Source organism: Methylomonas sp. 2F7 (assembly GCF_057126975.1).
Window position 1 is genome coordinate 1,329,560 of sequence record NZ_CP195203.1, and the last position, 24,098, is coordinate 1,353,657.

Consider the following 24,098-nt stretch of genomic DNA (forward strand, 5'->3'; position numbering starts at 1 on the left):
CATCTGCTAAGACAGACCTCACTGAGAAATCATCCCATCGCGTCTTCCAGAGTCGATGAAGAATCTAGCGGTTAGACCGCCGATTTGTGCACAAGCTTACTCGGCAGACGCACCACCCCGACTCTCTTATTTTTCAACAGGGGAAGGATGTATGACAAGCGAAATGTTGATCGGTATCGATGTAGCAAAAGATGAACTGGTGATAGATTCAGAGCAGGGTTTGTTGACGCTTGCCAATACGGCAGAGGCCATCAATGCCTGGCTGAAGACGTTACCGACCGGGAGTTATATTGGCCTGGAAGCCACCAGCGATTATCATCAACTCATGGCAGAGCAAGCGGTATTGATGGGCATGGTCGTCTATGTGCTGAACCCACGGGATATGCGCCATTATGCCCTGGGTTTGGGCAGACGGGGCAAGACGGATCGAGTGGACGCCCAAATGATCCGGCGATTTATCACCGCTGAACGGGGTCATTTACGTCCCTATCAACCTGCTTCGGCGATGCAGCACCAAGTGACTTTACTGCAACGGCGCCGTGCGACGGTCGTCAAGCATCGTCAAGCTCTGCAAAAAGCCTTGCGAAGCGTGAAGGAACTTGAAGCGCCACTCATTGATACCGTGGCCGCCTTGGACGGATTGCTCAAGCATATCGATCAGCAACTGGATGACTTATTAACTTTGCAGCCTGCACTGAAAGCCGAGGCCCGACGTCTTGAGAGCATACCGGGTATTGGCCGGCAAACCTCAACACAGCTGGCTGTCTTGTTTGATCGGGTCCCGTTAAGCCGCAGCGATGCCGTAGTAGCCTTTGTCGGGCTGGATCCCCGAGCCTGTGACTCAGGCCAAAAGCGGGGCCGCCGACGCGTATCCAAACGGGGACCGGGTGAACTGAGACGGCTGTTATACAACTGCGCCCAGGCAGCCGTCAAAACGGCTGTGTGGAAACCCTATTACCAAGAGTTAAGAGCCAGAGAGTTCTCGGCAACTCAGGCGCTAGTGATTATCGCCAGAAAATTATTACGCATCGCATTCTCGCTTTGGCAACAAGCCGATGCCCGATTTGACCCTCAGAAAATTGGTTGCCTCAACAATGCAGCTTGACGAAAACCATAGAATCTCAGCCCGAACAGCATACCAGTGATAAAAGGGCCGGGTTAGCAATGTGTGTGAAATCGGGTACTTCACCAGTTTTATTTAACATAGATTAATAAAAAACTATCGGATTTGGAGTCTTGCCAATTTTCTAGCTGTTTGATTGAGCAAAATATTCCTGGTCCGGCTTTAAATTTGCTGACAACTTTCGGTTTACGCCCTGATACCGAAACCATTAAGCCGGCAAATGTCTTTCCCAGCCCATCAATCCCTTCAAGAGCTATACGTCAGTTGCCACGGCGAGTTGGAGACTGTGCTGTATTCGCGTCTACGCTGCCGGGAAACCGCCGCCGACATTTGCCAAGAAGCCTTCGTGCGCTTATGCCGCAGCGAGGACTTGAGTGGTGTCGGCAATCTGAAAGCCTATCTGTTCCGTACCGCGCAAAACCTGTTGATTGATTACTATCGCAGTCAGACCGTGCGCAGTGCCGCGATTGTGGAATGGCCGGAGGATACGCCGCCGGAAGTCGAAGACCTGCGCTGCGCGGAAACCGTGGCGCTGGGTGAGCAGGATTTAGATCGCCTGATCGAGGGCATGAGCAACTTGTCCCCGCTGTGTCAGCGGATTTTTTACCTTAACCGCTTCGAGGGCTTGAGGCAGCGCGAAATCGCCGAAATGCTGAACATCTCTCTTCGCACCGTGGAAGAAAACATCAAAAAAGCCTTGGTGCATTGCGCTAAAACGTTGGGCCAATCCACATAGCCACTGTGGTTTAGGCTGCCGGCCTCGTCTATGATATATCTCCCCTTTCGCTCACTCAGGATTTGATGATGTCCACCGAACCGATGCCGGACGATGCCGAGCGCTTGCTGGAACAGGCTTGCGCTTGGCTGAGCCAACTGCATTCCGGTGAGTTTTCCACCTCCGCGCAGCAAGAACTGAATGCCTGGCGGGCCGCCGATAGCACGCACGAACAAGCCTGGCAACGCGCCGAAAAACTGTGGGCGGGCTTGGGACAACTGCGTGGCCGCCGCGTCATTCCCGGTGCGCAACCCTTATCGGGGGAGGGTGGTTGGCAAGCGCACGATGAGGGTGTACGGGTAAGCCGCCCGGTTGCCAAATTGGATTCCCGCCTGCGCGGGAATGACGGCCTTAGGAGTCTTAAAGGTCGCGTCAATACCAGAACCCGCAGCCGCCGTTCTCTCACTTTGGCGGTAGCTTGCTGTGCATTGCTGGCGGTGACGCTGACCGCGCTGTATCCACCGGCATTCTGGCGGGCCGATTATCTTACCGGCAAGGGCGAGCAACGCACCGTAACCTTGGCCGACGGCTCGCGAGTAATGCTCAACACGGCCACGGCGCTGGCGATTCATTTCGACGATAACGTGCGCCGGGTGGAGCTGTTGACGGGCGAAGCTTTTTTCGAAGTGGCTAAAAATCCGCAACGGCCGTTTGTGGTCAGCAGCGCCGGCAGCGAAGTCCGGGCGGTTGGCACTGCTTTCAGCGTCCAGCGCCAGTCTGCGCAAACCCAGGTCGAACTGGTCGAGGGCATCGTCGAAATCCAGGATGCCCAACAGCACCGCGAACGGCTGACAGCCGGACAATCGGCTTTGATAAGCGGCCACGCTATCGCCTTACAAGCCGCAAAACGGCCCGAGAATATGGCGCTGTGGCGCGACGGCTATCTAGAGTTTGATGGTTTGCCGCTGCACCAAGCCGTCGCGCAAATCAATCAATACCGGCCCGGACGAGTGGTGTTGCTGAATCCGGCCCTGGCCGACAAGCGGATCAGCGGTTTGTTTCGGTTGGACGCGCTGGATCAAGCCATCGCCAGTTTAAACGCCGCCGTGCCGGAGTTGCAGATTGTCAGCGTCACGCCGTATTTGGTCGTTCTGCGTTAGGCGCTGTTACTTCCCCCATTGAAAAACTACCCATGGGAGCATAAAGGGGAGCCAGGGGGATTTATCCAAAACTAGTCAAGCAAATGCCGTCCAGAATTAACAACGCCATCTCAAATTTCTATTGCCAATTTCCCCGATAAAAAAATTCCCTAACCGCCTGATGTGGGTTTTTAAATAGTTTCCGTCTTAACTAACACCAGCCCGAATGCTGCCGCGTAACCAGACCGAAACCAGGAGAATCCATGCTCAACGCAAAGTATTGCAAAACCGTCTCAGGCAACAAAAGCCGGCACCATGCCGCCAAAGCTGCGTTGCTTGCGGCGCTAATGTCCCAAACCGCCCACAGCGATACCGCCGGCAAACAGCATTTCGACATCCCTGCCCAGTCGTTGAATCAGGCCTTGCTGATGTTCGGCAGGCAAAGCCAGCAACAACTGATGTACGGCACCGACATCGCCGACAACCTGCGCAGCCGTAACTTGCAAGGCGACTATACCGCTGACGAAGCGATCAGGATTTTATTGGGCGATGCGCCGTTACAAGCCGTGACGACCGGCGAAGGGGCTGTCACCTTGCAGCCGCGAGCGGCGGAACTGCACAACAATCTGGGGCCGCAGACTATGCCGGCGGTGCAAGTGGTGGGGAAGGCAGTTTATGATGCCACCGATCCTTATAATCCGGATTACCGTTTGCCCAACGCAATGACGGCGACTAAGACGGATACGCCGATTATGGAAACGCCGATGTCAATAAAAGTCATACCCCAACAGGTATTAAAAGATCAACAGGTTGTTTCTATCGACCAGGCACTACGTAATGTTAGCAGTGTTACAAACGGTGCGGAAATCAATAAACAGTTCTTCATTCGGGGATTCGAGACTTTCAATTACTACCGAGACGGTTTTCCTTTTATCAATAATTGGCACCACACCGAAGAGCTTGCCAATATTGATCGAGTTGAAGTTTTAAAAGGGCCTGGCTCAATTCTTTATGGACGGGCCGAGCCTGGCGGGATAATTAATTTTGTTACCAAACAGCCATTGGATACGCCGTACTACAGCCTTCGTCAGCAATTCGGCTCTTATAATCATTATCGGACAGATATTGATGCTACAGGGCCATTGACTGAGAATAAGGACTTGGCCTATCGGATAAACTTTGCTTATCAGGCTAATGACTCCATCACCGAATTTGCAGGTGGTGAGAGAACATTTGTCGCGCCAATGTTGCGATGGAATATTTCCGATAAAACTGTTTCAACGTTTAAATTGGAATACAGCAACATCAAAACATTCGGACGAAATCTATTACTGCTAAATTCGGATGGATCACAGATTGGAGGAGGCAATCGTCGCCAAAATCTCAGCGACCCATGGGATTTTAGTGAAGAGGAATACATCATGTTCGCCATGAATACCGATCATCGATTTAACGAAAACTGGACGTTGCATCACCGTTTTAACGCCAGTTTCAGTGAGCAAACATTGCGCCAGATCAATGCGACAGGGCCGGTCGCCGCAAATGGTGATGTCAGTAGGTTTTTCTTTCAGCAAAATGCCAATGGTGATGATTATTTTAATAATTTTTATAACTCGCTGGAGTTAAGCGGTAAATTTACTACTGGAGATTTCAAGCATACGCTATTAATCGGCGGAGACTACATGCGTACGGATTCCAGAGCAACAATGGGGCCTGTGTTTGGCTTTTCGCCTTCAGGCACCAACATCAATAACCCTTTTCATTTTACAGAAGCACCCGCCATCACTCAGTTTAATACATTCGGTTATACACAACCTTGGTTTGGAGTATATGGCCAAGACCAAATTGAACTGCCCTATCATCTACATTTATTGGCCGGGTTGCGCTATGACAATGCCGAAACCGGTGGCGATTCGGCTTTCGGTGCTTTTGGAGACAACACCAAAATCATTAATCCGACTATTACCGATGATCGCGTTTCGCCCCGAGGCGGCATACTTTGGCAAGCATTACCTGAGCTATCGCTCTACGGCAGCTATACCGAAAACTTTGGCGCCTCTAACGCCGCTTATGTTACTCAAAATGGAGAACGCTTATCGCCTCAAACGGCACAACAATGGGAGACCGGGGTAAAAACTGAATTATTCGATGGCCGTTTCACAGGGACTCTAGCGTACTATGATTTGAAGAAACAAAATTTACCCATGCAGGTAACACAAGCAGGCAACTCTTTTCGAGCTGTCGGCGAAGCAGAAAGTCGCGGTATCGAGCTAGATTTTAGCGGAGAAATTCTGCCTGGGTGGCGGGTGATAGGCGCTTATTCCTATATGCCGTTTGCCAAGACATTGAAGGACTCCGAGACAGCCGGCACAATCGGAAAACGCCCACATAATGCTCCTGAACATAACGGTAATTTATGGACTACCTATGAATTTCAAGATGCTAGCCTGCATGGGTTAAAACTAGGAGCTGGCTTGCAAGCTGTCAGCCGTCGCGAGATTGGTTTCACTGAATCCATCAAAGCACCTGGCTATGCAACACTGAATCTGATGGCTAGTAAACTTTGGAAAGTCTGCGATACTCGTGTCACAGCCCAAATAAATGCCGATAACCTGCTCGATAAAACCTATCTGGGTGGGCTCTACACCTTTGGAACAGCAGTTTACGGCGCGCCAAGAACATTCGTTGGTTCTATTAAAATTGAATATTAATATTTACCATAGATTCAACAATATCAACTCGGTAAGTTGGGTTTGCGTAGGTTGGGGTGAGGCACGAACCCCAACATTGATGGCATTCAAATGACCAATGGCTTTATTTTCTCGTTGCCGATGGTGTGCTGGTGGTTTTATGGCTGTCGTTTTGGGGGTTCCTGTCGTCTCGGCAATCGCTCCCTGCATTGCCCTGCCTGCTGCATGACTCAGAGGGATATGAGGAATGCAGATATTGCAGGAGCAAATGTCTGTCCATGCACCCAAGCCCAACCCTGTTTATAGCAATCCATGGCGTCCAATTTCGGGAAGTTAGGCTGTGTCGGGCCTGATTTTCGCTGGAAGACATGGACTTCATGCCTTGTAGCCTGGAGTGAATGGTGTTTTGCGATTCACGAAAGCTTCGTTAGCTTGGGTGTATACCAAAATGCCTTGGCTGCAAGGCTTTTAGCCTGATTCGCAAGGCTGTGGTGGTTCGCTCCCAAGCTAAAATGCGAGGGTGTAAGAATTTTTGTGTAAACGGCCCTGAGGTAGGAAACTACCGATCCTGATAAGGAGGAAACCATGACCGTATCATCAAAAGCCATACCGGATGACCTGCTCGACGCCTTGATGTCGCACTATCAAAAACCCGAGGACCTGATCGGTGCCAATGGCCTGCTGAAGCAGTTGACCAAAGCGATAGTCGAACGGGCCCTGGAAGCGGAAATGACCGCGCACTTGGGCCACGGTAAGCATGAGGCGGTGACCAACGCCAGCAGCAATGCCCGAAACGGCAAAAGCCGGAAAACGCTGAAAGGTGACTTCGGCGACTTGCCTATCGAGATTCCCCGCGACCGTCATGGCGAATTCGAACCGCAGATCATTCCTAAGCATCAACGGCGCTGGACCGGTTTCGACGATAAGATCATTTCGTTATATGCCCGAGGACTGACGGTACGGGAAATCCAAGCCCATTTATTCGAGCTTTACGGCACCGAGGTATCCCCCACCTTGATTTCCTCGGTGACTGACGCGGTACTCGAAGAGGTGGGCGTCTGGCAAAGCCGCCCGCTGGATCCGATTTACCCGATTGTGTACCTCGACTGTCTGCATACCAAAGTGCGCGATAGTGGTAGCGTGCGGGTCAAGGCCGTCTATCTGGCCATCGGTGTCAATCTGGACGGCCACAAAGAAGTGCTGGGGCTGTGGATTGCCCAAAGCGAAGGCGCCAAATTTTGGTTGCAAGTGGTCACCGAGCTCAAGAACCGTGGCGTCAACGACATCTTTATCGCCTGTGTCGATGGTCTGAAGGGATTTCCGGAGGCTATCGAAACCGTGTTTCCCAAAGCGGCCGTTCAACTGTGTATTGTCCACTTGGTCCGTCATAGCCTCAACTATGTCAGCTACAAAAGGCGCCAGTCGGTTGCCGACGACCTCAAGCAGATTTATCGAGCCGCAACGGCGAGGGAAGCCGAGCAAAAGCTGACCGAATTCGAGGCCAACTGGCTGGAGACCTATCCCACGATCGCCCCCATCTGGCGACGAAACTGGGGGCACATCATCCCGTTTTTCGACTATCCGCCCGAGATTCGCAAGGTGATCTACACCACCAATACCATCGAATCGGTGAATCGAAGTCTGAGAAAAATCATGAAAAACCGCGCGGTCTTCCCCAGTGATGACGCCTTGTCCAAACTGCTCTATTTGGCGTTGCGCAATATCAGCCAAAATTGGACCATGCCCGTCTACGATTGGAAAGCCGCTTTGAATCGGTTTAGTATTCAGTTCGAAGATCGCTTCCCTAGCCATTAAACCAAACTACCGTTTACACAAAATTTGGGACACTCCCTCTGCACGCCATCGGTTAGGGTTCTGTAAAGGATAAGGTATTTGCCCGATATAAAATACCGTAGCTCTGGTGCAATATCCGGGCGTTAGCGACCCTTCTGCGGATTGTCCGCCAGCATGATGAAACGATGTTCCATGTCATCCAATACTCTATCAGCCGCAGGGGGATTGTCTTGGGCAATGTAGAGCCATATTTCAATTAAATCCTCTTCTGATTGAGCCGTACGCTGAACGATACCCATGGATAGTTTGCCGTACTATTTAGCGGATGATGCAAGGCGTTTTCTGGCTTCCATTTTAATGGCATCCATATCGGTAAATTTTCCAGAGCCACTATCAATACCTGCCTGCCAAAGACTTTTCAGAACTTGAAGTTCACTTTGCTGCAATGACCGATTAGTTTTCCAGTCACGCAATGCTTCACGGATGAGTTCGCTGGAACTGGCGTATACACCACTTTCAACACATTGCCGCACAATAGCAGCCATTTCGGGTGTTAGAGCGATAGATGTTTTTTCGAGGTTGGTCATGTTTATTACCTCTAGGGATGTTGGTAGTAATGTTTCACACTATCCGCAAATCATTCTTGAGCACCTACCGATTTTGGGTTCCGGTCGGCAACCTACGCTCTGTTGGCTAGATCCATACGCTGATTCCTCGCAAGTTTGGATGGTGCGAATAGTCCAAGCCCTTAATAGATCGCGTTTTAGCAAATTCCCTTTGGGCTTCTTACGAATTTACTCTGCTACGGATGTTAGACCCTAACCGAATTGCCATCAAAGTTTAAGACTGGCTTTTAAATACAACACAGCCAACAGCAAATACACCACAAAGCTCAAACCCAACAGCCAGGGCTTGCCTTTAGGCCTAGCCCACGCCGGCAGATGCGGCGGCAGCATTTTGTGGTTGATCAAATACAACGCCACCGGAAACATGATAGTGCCGCCAAAGCCGATGATGGCGCTGGTCAGGATCAGCGGGCCGGGGGCGTCGAGTTGCATGGTCAGCGAAGTGATGACGGTCAACAAACCCAGGAAGATGTAATACCAGCGGCGGGCCGGCAGGCGGCGGCTTTTCGGAAACAGCGTCAGCACGATGTCGGCCTGGATGCGGCTGACCGCGTCGGCCGTGGCCAGCCAGGTGTCGGTCAAAAACGCCGCCGCCACCACTAAAAACAGCAGACGGCCGATCTCGCCCCAACTCACCGCGAAAAATTGGCTCTGCACTACCGCAAGTTCGTACTCCTGCGGCAGCAAGCCTTTCGGAAACAGCAAAGCATAAGCCAGCAAGCAGGTCATCAATGTGGTGAGTAGATTGCCGATAATGCCGACGAGAATGTCAGCGCTCAAAAATCGCCGCCAAGTTGACCAGTTTTTCGCGCTTTCAGCTTCGTCTTGCGGTAGAAAACCGTCGCTGAGCACCGCTTCTTCGGCGCCGCCCAAACCGGTGATGCGGCCGACTAGGCCGGCCATCCCCGCGCCCTTGTCGCGTAGCCAGTAGGAATAAAACAAAATCCAGAAACCGCCCAGACCGGCGAAAGTGATCGCAGTCAATAACTTGCTGGCGTCGCCGCTGTCCCAGGGACGCGGCATCTCGCCGACCGGGCCGAGCAGGCCGAGGCTAAACGCCGGCAGCGCCTTAAGCACATCGCTTTGCAGGCAGGCCGACAACAAACCGATCACTGTCACGACCGCGACCAGCTTCATGAAGCGTTCTATCAGCGTGTAAACCACGCCGCTGGCCAGGATCGCGGTGACGAACACCGCAATCGAGGCGTAGCCCCAAAACAGGCTTTGCCCGCGCTGCGTCCAACCGGTCGGCCAATGCGTCAGTTCCGCCATCGCTGTGCCGCCGGCGGAGGCAAAGGCGCCAAACCATAAAAACGACACCGTCATCAGCAACCACAGAAAAATGCCGAAGCCGCGATGCAAGCGAATAAAACCGTGGAAGATGCTTTCGCCAGTCAACATCGTGTAGCGACCGATTTCCAGGTTCAGGGGATATTGCAGTAAACAGGCCGGCACCAGCAACCACAAAAAAGTCAGACCGTATTTGGCGATCATGTACGGCCACCAGATTAACTCGCCGCTACCTTGCGCCAATGCCATCCACACCACACCAGGGCCAAGCGCAGCCCACCAGCCGGGAAATGTGGGGACACTGTGGCGAGGTAGAGATTGCAAGTCGGTATTGTTCATGGTTTTAAAAACGTAAGCCGCAATAGAAAAGCCGCCATTTGCGCAAATTTGCTCGGTTTTGGCAAATCCGCTTGATTCCAGTTTGTCAGATTACCGTTAAAGCCGTCATTCCGGCGGTTACGACGCGGCTTAGTAAGATTTGAGCACGCAGAGTTGATAACCTAGCGATTATTACTGGTGGGTTATCGAATTGGGACGGCAGTGCTTTTTCAACGTTTCTTGGAAATTTGTTTGGGTGAGACGCCGAAATATTTACTAAAAGCCAGGCTGAAGTTGCTGGCATGTCGGTAACCCACCAGCTCCGCTACTAGGCTGATAGGTTGCAGAGTTGACGCCAGTGCGCGATAAGCATGCTGCATTCTGATCTCGGTCACGATGCCATGCGGGGTGTTATTAAAGTAATGCTGGAACAGATTTTTTAACTTGAATGGGGTGATGCCCAGGGTTTTTGCCAGGTTTTCCAGTGAGGGCGGATCTTGGTAATGCAGTTCGAGGATCTCGCGGGCTTGCTCGGCCATGTGCCGGCTGGCTTGATCGAATCTGGAATAGCCGTATTTTTCAGGTTGGCAGAGTCCGCTAAGTTCGTTAGCCAGTATCGTCATGACCTGGCCGTTTAACGTTAGCGGTGCTAAAGGGGCGCTGAGGTCGCAGCCGAGCAATTGCCGGGCAGCAATTACGCTTTGATGCGAGGTTGGCCGGCTGCTCAACAACTGCAGCGCATTTTTCTGGAAAAAAAACGCCGATTCATCTTCGCCCAAATAGCGGTCCATCCAGCGCTTGCCGATTGAAAAACGTAGTTGCTTTATGGGTTTATGCGCTTGGTACTGGCGTTCGCCGCTACTGCTGTCGAAACTGGTGATCGTGGTATTGCCTTCGCTAAATGTCAGCTCATGCTTCTTGCTGTCGATGAAGCGGGTGTGGCCGGTTATTCCAAGAGTTACTACCAGGCGTGGTTCGCCGAAATCGATTTTGCTGGCGATAGCCAGATCGTGCAGTGGTTTATAAGTAGTTTCTATGTAGCTAAGTGAGGGATCGAGCTGGAAAATCAGCGATTTACCTTCGCCAAGCTGAGAGGGCAAGGACTGATGCCAGCAATGCTGTTGCGGAACACGCTGCATGGGCAACTCGTCGGTGTTCAGCCTTTTGTATCCCGCCTTTTTTGCGTCTGTCATGTCCTGAAGTTTCCTTGCCTAGAGGATTTGCCCGCCTCGGTTGGGCATACGACTTACTTTTACAATAATTTGTGACATAACACTAACTTTTATCATAAATCAGTTTGAAACGGTCTGCTTTACCGGGCGAATTGGATGCGTGTTTTTCCTATCTTGTTGTTTTATAGGTTTTATTAAATCGGTGGCATAAGGATTGATAGTTGGTTTTTGGGTTGCTTAACTACTTAAGCCTCAGATTGCGCGGAATCGCAATCAGCAGGAATAGTTAGGGGTAATTCGCCAATCACAAAATAACTATCAAGATCTTCGAGAGGACACGATGAAAAACGTTAAATATCTATTGCTCGCCGCCACGCTGGGGCTGTCTAGCCAAGTTCAAGCCGCGCCAGGTTGTAGCGCCGCTAATTTGAACGGCAGCTATGTTCTATATCAAAACAGCGTGGCTCTGGCTAATCTGCATACCGGACGTTGTGAAATTACTGTTCTGAACGGCGTAGTTGGCGGTTCCTGCGCGTTCACTACCACGCAAAGCGGGGTGATCACGCCAGGTTTCGCCGGCCCGGTCAGCGGCACCGCCACCATGAACACCGATTGCTCGGCCGTGGCGCAATTAGATTTTTCGCCTGCGCCGAATGTCACCGTGCAATCATTCTTTGATTTGCAATTTACCCCGGACAAACAATCGTTTATCGGGCAATGGACCAATAATTTCGGCTTACTGGGCACTTCCGCCGGTACCCGTTTCTCGCCGTTCCTTCCCTCCACACCAGCGCAATAAGGCCTGCTTATTATGATAACTAAATCTTTAAAGCTGGCCTTGGCGGCTACTACCGCTCTATTGGCGCCCGGCGCTAACGCGGCGGTTTACAATTTTGTGCAAACCGGTTTCGACGATGGGGCGACTATTTCCGGTAGTTTTACTGTTAATGACGTCAATAACTCCGGGCAGATTAACGTAGGAAGCGCCAATTTCGGTATGAATTTCAATGAAATCTCGGCGTTTTCTTTGTCGTTCTCGGGTAACTCTATCGTCGCAGCGTTTACTCACAACTTGGCCGATTTGTCGGCGATGGTCTACAACCTAGGCAGCCCGTATCTCGGCGACGAGATTTATGGTGCTCAACAGGAACTGATCGCTACGAATTACTTCGGTACCACCGGTTTTGATTATTACAGTGGTATGGGCTTTGGTGGTTTCGGCGGCGCGGTATTCGATAAAGCTGCCAATGCGACCTCTTACAGCTACGAATTGGTGTCGGTCACGCCGGCCGCCGTGCCGGTACCTGGTGCGGTCTGGTTGTTTGGATCGGTGCTGGCGGGGTTTGTCGGTATGAAGAAGCGTAAAGCTTGATTGTAAGTTGCGATAAGCCTGGATAGCAAAAACGCCCGCTAAGGGCGTTTTTTTAGTTATTGACCGGCTCTTGCCGAAGTGGGTCGCGATTAATTCGCAACTGTCAGGCGGGTTTTTGCAGCTTTTTCAAAATGCTTTTGCTGATTCGCTCCACAAAGTCTTCGGGATTTTCGTAGTCATGCTCCCGGATAAACTCCACGACCGATGTCACCAATTTTTTGGTGTCCGTGATTTCCTGGTGCGATCTGCCGCAACCTTCGCAGTGGGTGCCTTCGGATGTGCATTGGTCGATACAAGGTTGATATTTCATAGAGTGTTCTCGAAGGTTAATTGCTAAATGATGATTATTGTAAGTTGCGGCAGCGAGTTACCGCAAAACTTAACACCTACTTCGGGTCTTTCGATTCTGACGTTTGGCAAATTGCTGCTGACGCTGCTTTGATAATTTTCGTCATTACAAGGTAACAGATTGAAATTCATCAACTATTCAGTTAAATAACATAGTTCAATAACTTGAATTAAATAATTCTAATATTACAATATAGTTCGCTTTAATTTGTTATAGCCAATTGACCAGCTGAGGCCTACGGCCTGGTCGATCTTAAAACTATTTCATGACTTCCGAGAATTCCAGCTTTTTTGACCGTTTCAAGGGCGGAAAAGTCTTAATGATCGTTGCTCGGAGCTATAGCAAATTAAAGATATTTTTGACTTTCGAAAGGCGAATTATGAAAACAATCTGCGCAGACCATAAGCAAACGGACCGGCATGCTCTCACTTCAGCAAAAACAGAACTTGCACTGCTTTGCTTGTTGTGCACTGGCGTGCTTTTCGGCTTTACGACGGTGGTTAACGCCGATGAAGAGATCCCTGATACTTTGGGTGACGACGTGGTTTTGGAAAAAGTCATCGTCACCGACAAGTTTCCGGGGGTAAAGGCCCTAAATGCTTCGGACATGGAAGCGGATATTCTGACTAGCAAACGCGCGGCAATTAGTGATACCGCCAAACTACTGGAAGATACGCCGGGGGTAAGTTTATACGGTGCCGGCGGCGTGTCCAGTTTGCCGGTGATCCACGGCTTGAACGATGACCGGGTGAAAATCGACATCAATGGCATGACGTTGACTTCGGCTTGCGCCAACCACATGAATCCGCCGCTTTCCTATATCGACCGCAGCAATATCGGTAAGATCACCATTTTGACCGGGGTGACGCCGGTGAGCTTGGGCGGCGACAGTATCGGCGGCACGATTTTGGTACAAACGCCGGAACCGGTTTTTGCGGAGCCGGGCAAGGATATTTTGCTAGACGGCAGCGTCTCGTCGTTTTACCGCAGTAACGGCGACGCCTTCGGCGGCAGTATCGCCGCCGGCGTGGCGACACAAAACGTGCGGCTGGACTATACCGGTTCGCACACCGAAAGTATGAACTACAACGACGGTAACGGCCAGATCGTCAAATCTACCGCTTACGAGAATCAAAACCACTCGGCGGCTTTGTCGTTCAAAACGGATAAGCATTTGGTGGTGATCCGCGGCGGTCAGCAGCATATTCCGTTCCAGGGCTTTCCGAATCAACGGATGGACTTGACCAACAACGACAGCATCTTCGGCAATATCATGCACAAGGGTAGTTTCGAGTGGGGTTCGCTGGAGAGCAAATTCTATTTCGAAAGTACGCAGCACAGTATGGATATTGGTGAAGACAAACACAGTCAGTTTCTCGACGGCACGGCTAGCGGCGGCACATTCGCGCCGCCCAACGATCGCATGCCGATGGAAACCCGCGGCCGCAACCTGGGTTATAAAATCCAAGCAGAAATTCCGTTCAACAAGCGCGACACCTTCCGCGTCGGCAACGAATATCACAGCAATAAAATCAACGATTATTGGCCAGCGGTACACAGCAATACCAGCATCGCCGCCAACAATACCGACGCCCGTAGCGCTTACTGGATGATGGCGCCGGAAGCGTATCTGAACATCAACAATGGCGAACGCGACCGGGTGGGATTTTTTGGCGAATGGGAAGCGAATTGGGATGCGAAATGGCGTAGTTTGTTAGGTCTACGCTACGACCACACCACCACCAACACTGGTGATGTTCAACCCTACAATCCCGATTTAATCAACACCGGCGCGGCGCGTACGGTGGATAGAGCCGGGGCGATTACCGCGTTAAATGCCGCGAATGCCTTCAACGCCCGCGACCGCGAGCGCAGCACCGATACCTTTGATGTGACGGCGTTGGTGCAATTTACTCCCAACGACATGAGCCAATACGAATTGGGTTACGCGCGGAAAAATCGAGCGCCCAATTTATATGAGCGCTATGTCTGGGGCGCGCGCAATATGGATATGGCGATGATAGGCTGGCATGGTGACGGCAACGGCTACGTCGGCAATGTGGATTTGACCGAGGAAACTGCACACACTGTGAGTTTAACCGCCGCATTCCACGAGCCGAAAAATAATCTGTGGGAGTTCAACGTCACGCCGTATTTCACCTACGTGAATAACTTTATCGATGCCGACCGCTGCGTCAGCGCCTCAAATGCGGCAGCCAGCGGTTGCAAAGCGACGCCGCAAACCGCCACTAACAGCTTCGTCTATTTGCAATACGCCAATCACGATGCCAGGCTGTGGGGTATGGATGTGTCAGGTCGGGCACGGTTGTATAAAGACCCAACCGTTGGTGAATTTGCGACGCATACCACCATGAGTTATGTGCGCGGCGAGCGCATGGATGGTGGCAATCTGTATCACATCATGCCGTTCAACATGAAACTGAGCCTGGACCACCGTTTGCACGACTGGCAAAGCGCCATCGAAATGCAGTTTGTCGACGGCAAGGATGATGTGCAAGCCATCCGCAACGAAACCGAGACTGCGGCTTATATCCTGTTAAACGCCAGAACGGGCTACGAGTGGGGCAAGGTACGTTTTGATGTGGGATTGGATAACGTGCTGGACAAGCAGTATTACCATCCTTTGGCCGGTGCTTATTTGGGCGATCGCTATGGGATGAATCCGACCGCGCCGGCCAACGTCACGGTGCCATGGGGCAGAAACATCGCCGGCATGGGACGTTCGGCGTTTGTGGGTTTGACGATCAAATTCTAATTCCACCAAACCTATCAACTACCCCGGTTTAGGCCGGGGTTTTTGTTGCTGGTGATTAGGGCTGCTGTTGGTCGGCAGATTGAGCTTCGGCTAAACGGTACACATAAATCGTCGCGCCTATCACTGCTGCTTGGCCCATCAATAAATTGACGATCGGCAAGGTCAGGCCCAGGCCGGTCAGGCCGCCGAAGCTTATCACCCCCCAACGTGTCTGCTTCATGAATTGTTTCTGCTCGGGAAACGGCATTCCGCGTTCTTCCAGCGGGTACGCCAAAAACTCCATCGCGATACCCCACGCAGCAAATACCGCCCACAGCAAGGGTGCGATCAGATTGACCACCGGAATTAGAAACAGTAGAAGCAAGGGCAAGACTCGTATCAACAGATAACCGACTCGCCGCAGTTCGCCAAAAAATACCTTATCCCAGGGCAGATCGGCTTTGACCACGCTGCCGCCGCTGATTAGTTGCAGAGTTTTGGCGGCTAACTGGCTGTAATAGGGCGCGGCGATCAAATTGGCGAACAGGGTAAAGGTGAAGAAGCCGATTATCAAAAAGCTGATAAAAAACAGCGGCCATAAAATCCAGTTCAACCAGGACAGCCAGTCCGGGATAAAGGAATGAATCAAAGCCGACACCGAATGGTAGCCCAGCACGAACGCGCCGGTATACAACACCATATTGATGAATAAGGGGATTAACAGATATTTGCGCAACTCGGGATGGGTGAGCATTTTCACGCCCTGCCACAAACAGCCAAGTGCGAACAATGGGTTGTTGCCGCGCGGTAAATTTAACATGATGCCAAGCTCCTTACCCCGTGTAGACCGGGATCGATAACCACGCCGCGTTCGGTGACAATGGCGCTAATTAAGGCGGCCGGGGTGACATCGAACACCGGGTTCCAGGCGTTTACCAGTGAGCCTGCGTTTAAGTAACAATCCGCCAACAGTTCTTTGGGATTGCGCTCCTCAATTTCAATGCTGTCGCCGTTTTCCATACTGAAGTCAAAGGTGGAAGAGGGCGCGGCGACCATGACTTTTACGCCATGTTGTTTCGCCAACACCGCCAGCGAATAAGTGCCGATTTTATTGGCCACGTCGCCGTTGGCGGCGATGCGGTCGGCGCCGACGATGATCCAGTCTACCTTGCCGGATTTCATCAGCCAAGCGGCGGCCGAATCGGCGATCAAGGTGGCGGGGATGCCGTCCTGGGCCAGTTCCCAGACGGTCAAGCGCGCGCCTTGTAGCCAGGGCCGGGTTTCGTCGGCGTAGACGTTTTGCAATTGACCTCGTTTGTGCAAGCTACGAATTACGCCCAGCGCGGTACCGTATCCGCCGGTGGCTAAGGCGCCGGCATTGCAATGCGTTAGCACCGCTTTGGCGTTGCCTATCACATCGGCGCCGCGCTCGCCCATGGTGTGGTTGGCGGCGATGTCTTCCGCGTGAATTTGCTCGGCTAACTCGGTTAGCGCTGCTATTGGTTCCGCCGGATTTTGCTCTAACAAACCGCGCATCTTATCCAGCGCCCAGAACAGGTTTACGGCCGTCGGCCGGGAGGCGGCCAACTGTTGAATGTCTTGTGCTACAGCGCGTTGCCAATCGCCGTTCGGATAATGTTGTATCGCCGATAGCACCACCCCGTAGGCGGCGGCGATGCCTATCGCCGGTGCGCCGCGTACCCGCATCGAGGCGATGGCTTCGGTGACGCCGGCGGCATCGTTGTATTCGTCGTAGGTGATGGTTTCCGGCAGCAAGCGCTGGTCCAGCACTTTCAGGCTGTGTCCGCTCCATTGCAAGGCTTGTACGGAAAGTTTTTGGGTTGTACTCATGGTAGTTCCGTTTAAATCCAAAGAATAAATGATTGAGGTGGCTTTTAGTCCCTGCAACTGGCACTTCCCCGATGCTCTCAGAGGGCGAAAGAGCGGTCCGTTGGCGTTGAAAAGGCGAGCTAGACGCGGCCATAGTCAGGTATGTAAGCGTTATTTTAAGGTGTTTTTATGCTTACTGCTGTGCTTGTCGATATTGGTCGGCTTAATAGTGTTTAAGCTTTGGTAAATGCCGCGAATTCCGTGTGTTGTCCGAGCAACTGCCGCAAGCTTGCCAGTGCGCCCGGTAGATCGTAATTTTCAATTTGTCTGCTAATTATCTCGACCTGTTGCGCGTCCTCCAGCAGACTGGTCAATGTGGGTGCTATCTTCTGCCAACTATCGACAGCGTCAATATTGTCGCTCGCCAGCATGGTCAGAAGCTTGGGTATAAGGGCCTTGAGCTGGTCGGTGTCGAGCGTTGCTGCTATTTCCTCGCTGGTAGCTGGATGAACCAATAACGTGCGAATTTCCGTCGCAGCCGCCGCCAAGGCCAAGCGTAGTGGGTCGCAGCTGGCGGCAATAGCCGAACGCTCCCCGGCCGATTTTATACTTTGCTCCAAAATCGCCGCCATGGCTCGTACTTGCTCCAGTCCCAGCGTCGCCGCCACACCCTTCAATGTGTGGGCTAGACGCTGGGCGGTCTCCATGTCGTCAGCTTCAACTGCTTCGACTATTTTCCGCGCATCGTCGAGATGTGAATCAACAAAACGCCGCAACATCTTTTCATAGCTGTGGTGCTTGCCGGCAAAGCTGCGCAGCCCGATGGCAGTATCCAGAACCAATGACTTGTCCGGATTTACTTTTTCTAGGGGTGGAGGATTGGGAATGTCGCGATTGTCCGGCAGCCAGCGGCTCAACATGGCGAATAACATGTCGGGATCGACCGGCTTAGCCAGAAAATCGTTCATGCCGGCATTGAGGCATTCCTGGCGATCTTCTTGAAAGGCATTGGCGGTCATCGCAATAATCGGTAAAGTCTGACAATTGGGCAATTGCCGAACTAGCCGGGTGGCTTCCAATCCGTCCATTATTGGCATATGCATGTCCATCAAGATTAGATCGTAGCGTCGGTTTTTTACCATATTTAACGCTTCGGCACCGTGATTGGCGAGTTCGACCGTCAAGCCGGTGGTTTCCAATAGTTCTTTTGCGACCTCTTGATTGATTTCGTTGTCTTCGACCAGCAAGATGGTTGCTTCGCGGCGAAAGTCAGCGGTATCGGTAGCCAGCAAGACGCTGCGCGGATTGCGGTCGAATTTTAGTTTGACGGTAAACCAAAAGGTGCTGCCCGAGCCCTTGATGCTAGTGACTCCCACCGTGCCGCCCATCATGTTGGCCAGGTGGCGGCTAATCGTCAGGCCCAGACCGGTGCCGCCGTATTTGCGGGTGGTCGAACTTTGGCCTTGTTCGAAGGCTTCGAACACGCGGGCTTGTTGTTCGTCGTCCAGACCTATGCCGGTGTCTCGCACTTCGAAACGGACTTCAATGTGTTCAGCCGATTGTGTCAGCAAGCAGGCTTTGAGCGAGATTTCGCCGGCATCGGTGAATTTGATGGCGTTGCCCAGATAATTGATCAAAATCTGGCCGATACGCAAAGGGTCGCCCAGCAAGGGCATAGCAGCTAGCGCATCATCGATTTCTTTTGAAAATCTAAGACCCTTGCCGCGCGCCCGCTCCGCCATCATGCTGTAGGCATGGTCCAATAAGGCCGCCACGTTAATAGGCGTTTCTTCTATCCGCAAGCGCTCGGCTTCGATTTTCGACAGATCCAGAATATCGTTGATCAGACTCAATAAATGCTTGCTGGCATAGGTGATTTTATCGAGTTTATCCAGTTGGTCGGGTTGATTCAGCTCGCGCTGCAACAGATGAGACATACCCAAAATCGCATTCATCGGCGTGCGTATTTCATGGCTCATATTGGCTAGAAAGGTACTTTTCGATAGGTTGGCGGCTTCGGCTTGTTCCTTGGCCGCGAGCAGAGCAAGTTCCAATTCCTTGCGGGTCGTTAGGTCGGTATGGGTGCCCACCGCGCGAACAGGCTGACCGTTCGCGTCTCGCTCAACTACTTTGGCGCGGCTTAATATCCATTTGTAGCTGCCGTCCTTGGCGCGCATTTGAAACTCCATCTCGTAAAATCCTTTATTTTGTAACTCTTGCTGCGCTTGTCTAACAATGTGTGCCCTATGCTCCGGATGCAGCAGTTGTATCCAATGGCTGTTTGCATCTTGTGGGAGTTCGCCTAGTTCATAACCGAGCATTTGAAAATAAGCATTATTGCAATACGTGGAGTTGTCCCGAAGATTCCAGTCCCAGATACCGTCGTTACTGGCGGCGAGTGCAAAGCCCAAGCGCTCTTCGCTGATTTTCAATTGCTCGTTCGCAGTTTTCAACTCGCCGGTACGCTCGGCGACCAGTACTTCCAGATGCTGGCGATAATTGGCTAATTCTGTTTCCGCTTTTTTCTTTTCGGTGATGTCTCGCCAGACAGCGTGCAACAAAGCCTTGTCTTTGCGACGGATGGCGGTAAGCAACACTTCCGTAGGGAAGCATTCGCCGTTGGCGCGCGCATGCAGCCATTCGAATTGATGGCTGCCGTTTTTCAGCGCAATATGCATCATCTCGTTTGCTTTGCCCGAGGATAACTGCCCATCAGGCTGATATTGGGGCGATAGCTGTTCGGGTCTGAGGTTTTTCAGCGCGTCGAAGTTATCCAGGCCCAGCATGTCCAGACAGGCGCGGTTGGCGTTAACGAAGCGGCCGTCCTCAAGAATGCTGACCGCTTCCTTGGTGTCCTCGAATAGCCTACGGAATTGCTCTTCGCTCTCGCGTATCCGTTGCTCTGCCTCGCGGCGTTCGGTAATGTCCATGTGCGTACCGCTGACGATCAGCGGCTTACCGTCTGCGGTACGCTGGGTAATCCTGCCGCGATCAGCGATCCATACCCAGTGACCGTCTTTATGCCGCATGCGCAAATCGCACTGGTAGTAATCGCTCAGTCCGGCCAGGTGTTGTTCCAGTAAGCGGTTAGCAAGTTTCAGGTCGTCAGGATGAACGAATTGTTCCCAGCTATGCGAGGTAAAAGGCTCAAGTCCACTGAGTTGGTAACCGAACATCTCAGCCCAGCGTTCGTTGAAAACGGCTTGGCCGGTTTGCATATTCCACTCCCAGGTGCCGGCGTGGGTGGCTTCGATGATATCGGCTAGTCTGCGGCGTTCGTCAGCCAGTTGATGGGTGATTTGTTTGCGGGCGGTAATGTCGCGGCACACGCAAAATACCAGATTGTTACTGCCCCAATTGACGCCGCTCATGCTGACTTCTACGTCGAAGCAATTGCCGTCCTTCCGGCGATGGCGGGTTTCGATGACTTTGTCGGTATGCGACAGATCGGCAAAGTTTTCGCGGATTTGTTGTTCAGTTAAGTCAGCTTCGAAGTCCCAGGTATAAAGTTGCAAGACTTCTTCGAGTTTGTAACCCAGCATGTCGCAGAAGCGTTTGTTGGCCTCTATCACCCGGTGGTTTTGGTCGATGATGACGATGCCGTCCGAGCTGTTATTCACCAGCACGCGATGCAGTTCGGCTTTCTCCGATAACTCTTTTAGCAGCTGTTTTTGCTCCGTGGTATCGGTCCAGATAGCGGCAAAATAATTGCGTTCCCGGAATGTGACCCGTTTGATACGGACGTTAACGTCCCGCAAGCTCCCGTCTTTGTGGCGGTGCAAGGTATCGAAGCAGGCGCTGCCTTGCTTGATCAAAGCTCGTAGTTGTTGGCGAATTTTGATACGGTTTTCATCGGCCAGAATATCGCGCACCGTTAGCCGCGAAAACTCTTCGCGGCTATAGCCCAGGCTATTGCAGGCCGTGTCGTTGAATTCGACAAAAGTTAAACTGCCGGCGGCAATCAGCGCGATGGAATCAAGGGCCTGAGCAACGATGGTGCGATGAATTTCTTCACGTTCCTTAAGTTGCAAATGCACCAAGTGTTGATCCAGAACCGTGGCCAGCCGTTCGGCTACTGTGTCGAGTAACGCACGCTCCTCCCGCAGAAACGGACCTTCCTGTTCCGTTGGCCGTGATTCCAGGTAAAAAATACTGATACGGCCGGGCGCGCCGGTTTGAGTGTTGAGCCGAGCGCTGAGTTGGTAAGGGGTTTCGCGGAAATTGGCGCTGCTGACTAAGAGACCTTCCCATTCGATAAGGGCGGCGGTGATTTCCGGGTATTGCCAGCCGCTTGGTAAAATGTCGGCTACCGACTGGAGCATGGCAACCGGACCCTGGTCCTTGTCTTCGGTTTTTTTAAAAATGGTAAAAAGGCATTCGCGTTCCTTGATTCGCTCCTGCAATTGCCTTTGGATGCGGTGTGTTTCGGTGATTTCGCGCGCGACGCCCAATATGCCGAGCAGTTTGCCGTCTGTAGTGGTCACCGGGGTTTTGATGGTTTCGTAAAGGCCCGTACGTTTGCCATCGGCAAAGGTGAGCCACTCTTTATTCACACAAGGCTTGCCGGCGGCAACCGCCACCAAATCGCGTTCGCGGAAAAAATCGGCTAACTCTTGGTTGACGAAGTCGTAATCGGTCTTGCCGACTACCTGCTCCTCGGTTGTGCCGCATAAGGGCTCGAAACTGGGGTTGCAGAGCAAATAAACCCCGTTGGGATCTTTAAGCCAGACCATGTCGGGCATGGCTTTTATCAGGGTGCGAAACAGTTCTTCCTTTTCACTGAGGGTTTCCAGGGTCTGCTGCCGCTCGGAAAAATAGCTCGCCAACGCCATACCGACTATCGACAATACCGATATGAATATCCAGTAATTCAATTCGTGTTGATTGCCCAGATCATGCTCGAAAAATCCCCAACGCTGTTGGCTGCTACCGAGCATGGCTTGCACGGCGGCGGTGGTTAGAGCTAGCGTGGTGGCGCGCTTGCCAAGTTTTACTGCTATCCAGCTGATCGATAAAAATAGTAAATGGCTTTTGGCGTAGCCGCCGATACTGGCATGTAACCAGTCGAGAAACACGATTTGCCCGAGTAAACCGTTCAAGGCCAGCATCAGTAGCGCTTCGCCGATGCATTTGGCATTTAGTCGGTGTGGTGTGTCGCACCAGACCAGGATTAGCGGCGTAATTAAAATGATTCCCAAACTATCGCCCATCCACCAGTTCATAAGGCTGCTGGTGAAAGCGCTTTGCTGGATAAGGTCGGCTTTGGCCAAGGCCAGAGAAGCAACCAGCGCGGGTAGCGCACAGGCAATAAAACCACCGAGGCAAATCAGTATTAAATAGTCGCGTAAAGTTGGCAGCGTGGCATCAAACCGCTGATGTCGCCGGACTAACCAAGCGCCAAACCCGGCGCCGGCAACGCTTCCCAAGGACATGATCGTTGCCGTAGGCAGCGGTTTACCTTGCAACAGGTTGAGCGTCAGTGCGCCCAGCAAAACGGCCCAGAGATAGTTTTTACCGCCCAGTAAAGTAGCGGCCAGCGCTACGCCGCTGGCAACGAAAAAAATGCTGGCACTACCGTCCGGGGTGAAGTAAAGCAGAGAAATTTGGCCCGTGAACGCGTAAACACTGGCAACTGCGATGAGCTTTAGGTAGATCAGCGCGGACAGTTTAGGCATAAAACCCGTTTGAATTTGCAAAGAACGTTTGCTCTCGATGCGTTGCAGGTGTTTGACATGTCATCGGTTTAGGCGGTTTTCAGTGTGCGTCTTTCATCAATATGCACTCTCAAATTCCGTATCGGCGTAGCGCAGCGCAATTGAAATGAATTGTTCCAAACAGTTGCTGAATGCATCCACGATCATCGGATCGAAGTGCTTGCCTTTGCCTTGTTGAATGACGGAAATCGCTAGCTCCAGCGGTATGGCATTCTTGTAGCAGCGGCGATTGATCAGGGCGTCGAACACATCCGCTAGCGCCATCAGTCGTGCCGGTAATGGGATGTTCTCGCCGGCCAATCCGTCCGGATAACCGCTGCCATCCCATTTCTCGTGATGATAGTGGGCGATTTTCATCGCTACGTGCAGAAAATCGAACACCGATTGGTCCGCCTCATCTTGAATGGCGCGGCTGATCGCTTCGGCACCCAAAGCCGAGTGGGTGCGCATGATGGTCCATTCGTCTTCGGTCAATTTACCAGGCTTTAATAGAATCTGATCGGGGATGCCGACTTTGCCTATATCGTGCAACGGCGCTGCTTTAGTGATCAGTTGGATGCTGTGTGCGTCGCGAATTTCCGGGTGATGCATGCGCGCTAATTCTTGGCACAATACCTCAACGTAGCCTTGCGTCCGCAGAATGTGATTGCCGGTTTCGTTGTCGCGGGTTTCCGCCAGGCTGGCCAGGGCGCGCATGCTGGCATCTTGAATCAGTTGATTTTGTCTCATCCGCCGGGCTACTTCGGCTTCCAGCCAGAGGTTTTGATCGCGCATCCGGTCGCGAGCCTGCTTTAATTCCAGTTGGCTGCGCACGCGTGCCAAAACGATGGCAGGTCGCAGGGGTTTGGTGATGTAATCGGCGCCGCCGAGTGCCAAGCCCAGAGTTTCATCGTCCGTGGCGTCCAATGCGGTGACAAAAATGACAGGTATTTCGGCGGTATGCGGGTTTTCGCGTAGGCGACTCAGCACCGTATAACCGTCCATTTCCGGCATCATGACGTCCAGCAAAATTAAATCGGGGCGCGGATCGGAGTTGGCGGAGGCCAGCGCGCGCGGGCCGTTGATAGCGACACGCAAGTTGTAGTAGGGCTTAAGGAGATCGCCAAGGGTCGCGATGTTTTCCGGCGTGTCGTCCACAATCAGGATAGTCGTAGTTGCGACAGTTTGGTTGTTGCTCATAAAGATCTGGCCGTCCATAGGGTGCAGGTGAA

At 52.2% G+C, this 24,098-nt stretch carries 17 protein-coding genes; 8 read left to right on the forward strand and 9 right to left on the reverse strand.

The window, feature by feature from the left end; all coding sequences use genetic code 11:
- The first annotated feature begins 151 nt into the window (after positions 1 to 151).
- The 5 genes from ACR64Q_RS06090 (at position 152) to ACR64Q_RS06110 (ending at position 7,482) form a co-directional block, all read left to right on the forward strand.
- Positions 152 to 1,105 carry an IS110 family RNA-guided transposase gene (locus ACR64Q_RS06090; RefSeq protein WP_313733956.1) on the forward strand — a complete coding sequence of 318 codons (954 nt, stop codon included), beginning with the start codon at positions 152 to 154 and terminating at the stop codon, positions 1,103 to 1,105.
- Between the two features lie 238 nt (positions 1,106 to 1,343).
- Positions 1,344 to 1,859, forward strand: coding sequence for an RNA polymerase sigma factor (locus tag ACR64Q_RS06095; RefSeq protein WP_026604165.1), 516 nt, complete (start codon positions 1,344 to 1,346; stop codon positions 1,857 to 1,859).
- A gap of 65 nt (positions 1,860 to 1,924) precedes the next feature.
- Positions 1,925 to 2,998: a FecR family protein gene (locus ACR64Q_RS06100; protein WP_026604166.1), complete on the forward strand. Its 1,074-nt coding sequence runs from the start codon at positions 1,925 to 1,927 to the stop codon at positions 2,996 to 2,998.
- Between the two features lie 242 nt (positions 2,999 to 3,240).
- On the forward strand, positions 3,241 to 5,688 hold the full coding sequence (locus ACR64Q_RS06105) for a TonB-dependent siderophore receptor (RefSeq protein WP_313733958.1): 2,448 nt from the start codon (positions 3,241 to 3,243) through the stop codon (positions 5,686 to 5,688).
- A gap of 564 nt (positions 5,689 to 6,252) precedes the next feature.
- Positions 6,253 to 7,482 carry an IS256 family transposase gene (locus ACR64Q_RS06110; protein WP_026600850.1) on the forward strand — a complete coding sequence of 410 codons (1,230 nt, stop codon included), beginning with the start codon at positions 6,253 to 6,255 and terminating at the stop codon, positions 7,480 to 7,482.
- A gap of 122 nt (positions 7,483 to 7,604) precedes the next feature.
- Here ACR64Q_RS06110 and ACR64Q_RS06115 read toward each other — a convergent pair whose 3' ends face one another.
- The 4 genes from ACR64Q_RS06115 to ACR64Q_RS06130 form a co-directional block, all read right to left on the reverse strand.
- Positions 7,605 to 7,760, reverse strand: a complete 156-nt coding sequence (locus tag ACR64Q_RS06115; protein WP_081733870.1) for a type II toxin-antitoxin system RelE/ParE family toxin — start codon at positions 7,758 to 7,760, stop codon at positions 7,605 to 7,607.
- A gap of 15 nt (positions 7,761 to 7,775) precedes the next feature.
- The gene (locus tag ACR64Q_RS06120) at positions 7,776 to 8,048 is read right to left on the reverse strand and encodes a type II toxin-antitoxin system ParD family antitoxin (protein WP_026604168.1); all 273 of its coding nucleotides are present in this window, start codon (positions 8,046 to 8,048) and stop codon (positions 7,776 to 7,778) included.
- A gap of 246 nt (positions 8,049 to 8,294) precedes the next feature.
- Entirely contained in the window at positions 8,295 to 9,716 is a 1,422-nt protein-coding gene (locus ACR64Q_RS06125; protein ID WP_313733959.1) for an Nramp family divalent metal transporter, read from the reverse strand.
- A gap of 209 nt (positions 9,717 to 9,925) precedes the next feature.
- A complete protein-coding gene (locus ACR64Q_RS06130; protein WP_026604170.1) occupies positions 9,926 to 10,888 on the reverse strand; it encodes a helix-turn-helix transcriptional regulator in 963 nt (320 codons plus the stop codon).
- A 319-nt stretch (positions 10,889 to 11,207) separates the two neighbouring features.
- Here ACR64Q_RS06130 and ACR64Q_RS06135 point away from each other — a divergent pair, with 319 nt between their 5' ends.
- Positions 11,208 to 11,666, forward strand: coding sequence for a hypothetical protein (locus ACR64Q_RS06135; RefSeq protein ID WP_026604171.1), 459 nt, complete (start codon positions 11,208 to 11,210; stop codon positions 11,664 to 11,666).
- A 12-nt stretch (positions 11,667 to 11,678) separates the two neighbouring features.
- On the forward strand, positions 11,679 to 12,239 hold the full coding sequence (locus tag ACR64Q_RS06140) for a PEP-CTERM sorting domain-containing protein (protein WP_313733960.1): 561 nt from the start codon (positions 11,679 to 11,681) through the stop codon (positions 12,237 to 12,239).
- Positions 12,240 to 12,342: 103 nt separating this feature from the next.
- Here ACR64Q_RS06140 and ACR64Q_RS06145 read toward each other — a convergent pair whose 3' ends face one another.
- Entirely contained in the window at positions 12,343 to 12,549 is a 207-nt protein-coding gene (locus ACR64Q_RS06145) for a DUF1289 domain-containing protein (RefSeq protein WP_026604173.1), read from the reverse strand.
- A 418-nt stretch (positions 12,550 to 12,967) separates the two neighbouring features.
- On the opposite strand from ACR64Q_RS06145, the gene ACR64Q_RS06150 reads away from it, so the two are divergent.
- Positions 12,968 to 15,364: a TonB-dependent receptor plug domain-containing protein gene (locus ACR64Q_RS06150; protein ID WP_313733962.1), complete on the forward strand. Its 2,397-nt coding sequence runs from the start codon at positions 12,968 to 12,970 to the stop codon at positions 15,362 to 15,364.
- Between the two features lie 55 nt (positions 15,365 to 15,419).
- Here the strand turns inward: ACR64Q_RS06150 and cysZ are convergent, their stop codons facing one another.
- From cysZ to ACR64Q_RS06170, 4 genes are all read right to left on the reverse strand, one after another.
- Positions 15,420 to 16,163 carry a sulfate transporter CysZ gene (gene cysZ / locus ACR64Q_RS06155; protein ID WP_026604175.1) on the reverse strand — a complete coding sequence of 248 codons (744 nt, stop codon included), beginning with the start codon at positions 16,161 to 16,163 and terminating at the stop codon, positions 15,420 to 15,422.
- On the reverse strand, positions 16,157 to 17,194 hold the full coding sequence (gene mtnA, locus ACR64Q_RS06160) for an S-methyl-5-thioribose-1-phosphate isomerase (protein WP_313733963.1): 1,038 nt from the start codon (positions 17,192 to 17,194) through the stop codon (positions 16,157 to 16,159). The genes cysZ and mtnA overlap by 7 nt, the downstream gene beginning before the upstream one ends.
- 212 nt (positions 17,195 to 17,406) lie before the next feature.
- A complete protein-coding gene (locus tag ACR64Q_RS06165; protein WP_313733964.1) occupies positions 17,407 to 22,848 on the reverse strand; it encodes a PAS domain S-box protein in 5,442 nt (1,813 codons plus the stop codon).
- 96 nt (positions 22,849 to 22,944) lie between these two features.
- Positions 22,945 to 24,066 (reverse strand): HD-GYP domain-containing protein, encoded by a 1,122-nt coding sequence (locus ACR64Q_RS06170; RefSeq protein ID WP_313733965.1) that lies wholly within the window; start codon positions 24,064 to 24,066, stop codon positions 22,945 to 22,947.
- Positions 24,067 to 24,098 lie beyond the last annotated feature (32 nt).

What these genes read in the sequence shown, in the direction of transcription:
- ACR64Q_RS06090 (WP_313733956.1), top strand. Translation starts at nt 152, where the DNA reads ATGACAAGCGAAATGTTGATCGGTATCGATGTAGCAAAAGATGAACTG.
- ACR64Q_RS06095 (WP_026604165.1), top strand. Translation starts at nt 1,344, where the DNA reads ATGTCTTTCCCAGCCCATCAATCCCTTCAAGAGCTATACGTCAGTTGC.
- ACR64Q_RS06100 (WP_026604166.1), top strand. Translation starts at nt 1,925, where the DNA reads ATGATGTCCACCGAACCGATGCCGGACGATGCCGAGCGCTTGCTGGAA.
- ACR64Q_RS06105 (WP_313733958.1), top strand. Translation starts at nt 3,241, where the DNA reads ATGCTCAACGCAAAGTATTGCAAAACCGTCTCAGGCAACAAAAGCCGG.
- ACR64Q_RS06110 (WP_026600850.1), top strand. Translation starts at nt 6,253, where the DNA reads ATGACCGTATCATCAAAAGCCATACCGGATGACCTGCTCGACGCCTTG.
- ACR64Q_RS06115 (WP_081733870.1), bottom strand. Translation starts at nt 7,760, where the DNA reads ATGGGTATCGTTCAGCGTACGGCTCAATCAGAAGAGGATTTAATTGAA.
- ACR64Q_RS06120 (WP_026604168.1), bottom strand. Translation starts at nt 8,048, where the DNA reads ATGACCAACCTCGAAAAAACATCTATCGCTCTAACACCCGAAATGGCT.
- ACR64Q_RS06125 (WP_313733959.1), bottom strand. Translation starts at nt 9,716, where the DNA reads ATGAACAATACCGACTTGCAATCTCTACCTCGCCACAGTGTCCCCACA.
- ACR64Q_RS06130 (WP_026604170.1), bottom strand. Translation starts at nt 10,888, where the DNA reads ATGACAGACGCAAAAAAGGCGGGATACAAAAGGCTGAACACCGACGAG.
- ACR64Q_RS06135 (WP_026604171.1), top strand. Translation starts at nt 11,208, where the DNA reads ATGAAAAACGTTAAATATCTATTGCTCGCCGCCACGCTGGGGCTGTCT.
- ACR64Q_RS06140 (WP_313733960.1), top strand. Translation starts at nt 11,679, where the DNA reads ATGATAACTAAATCTTTAAAGCTGGCCTTGGCGGCTACTACCGCTCTA.
- ACR64Q_RS06145 (WP_026604173.1), bottom strand. Translation starts at nt 12,549, where the DNA reads ATGAAATATCAACCTTGTATCGACCAATGCACATCCGAAGGCACCCAC.
- ACR64Q_RS06150 (WP_313733962.1), top strand. Translation starts at nt 12,968, where the DNA reads ATGAAAACAATCTGCGCAGACCATAAGCAAACGGACCGGCATGCTCTC.
- cysZ (WP_026604175.1), bottom strand. Translation starts at nt 16,163, where the DNA reads ATGTTAAATTTACCGCGCGGCAACAACCCATTGTTCGCACTTGGCTGT.
- mtnA (WP_313733963.1), bottom strand. Translation starts at nt 17,194, where the DNA reads ATGAGTACAACCCAAAAACTTTCCGTACAAGCCTTGCAATGGAGCGGA.
- ACR64Q_RS06165 (WP_313733964.1), bottom strand. Translation starts at nt 22,848, where the DNA reads ATGCCTAAACTGTCCGCGCTGATCTACCTAAAGCTCATCGCAGTTGCC.
- ACR64Q_RS06170 (WP_313733965.1), bottom strand. Translation starts at nt 24,066, where the DNA reads ATGAGCAACAACCAAACTGTCGCAACTACGACTATCCTGATTGTGGAC.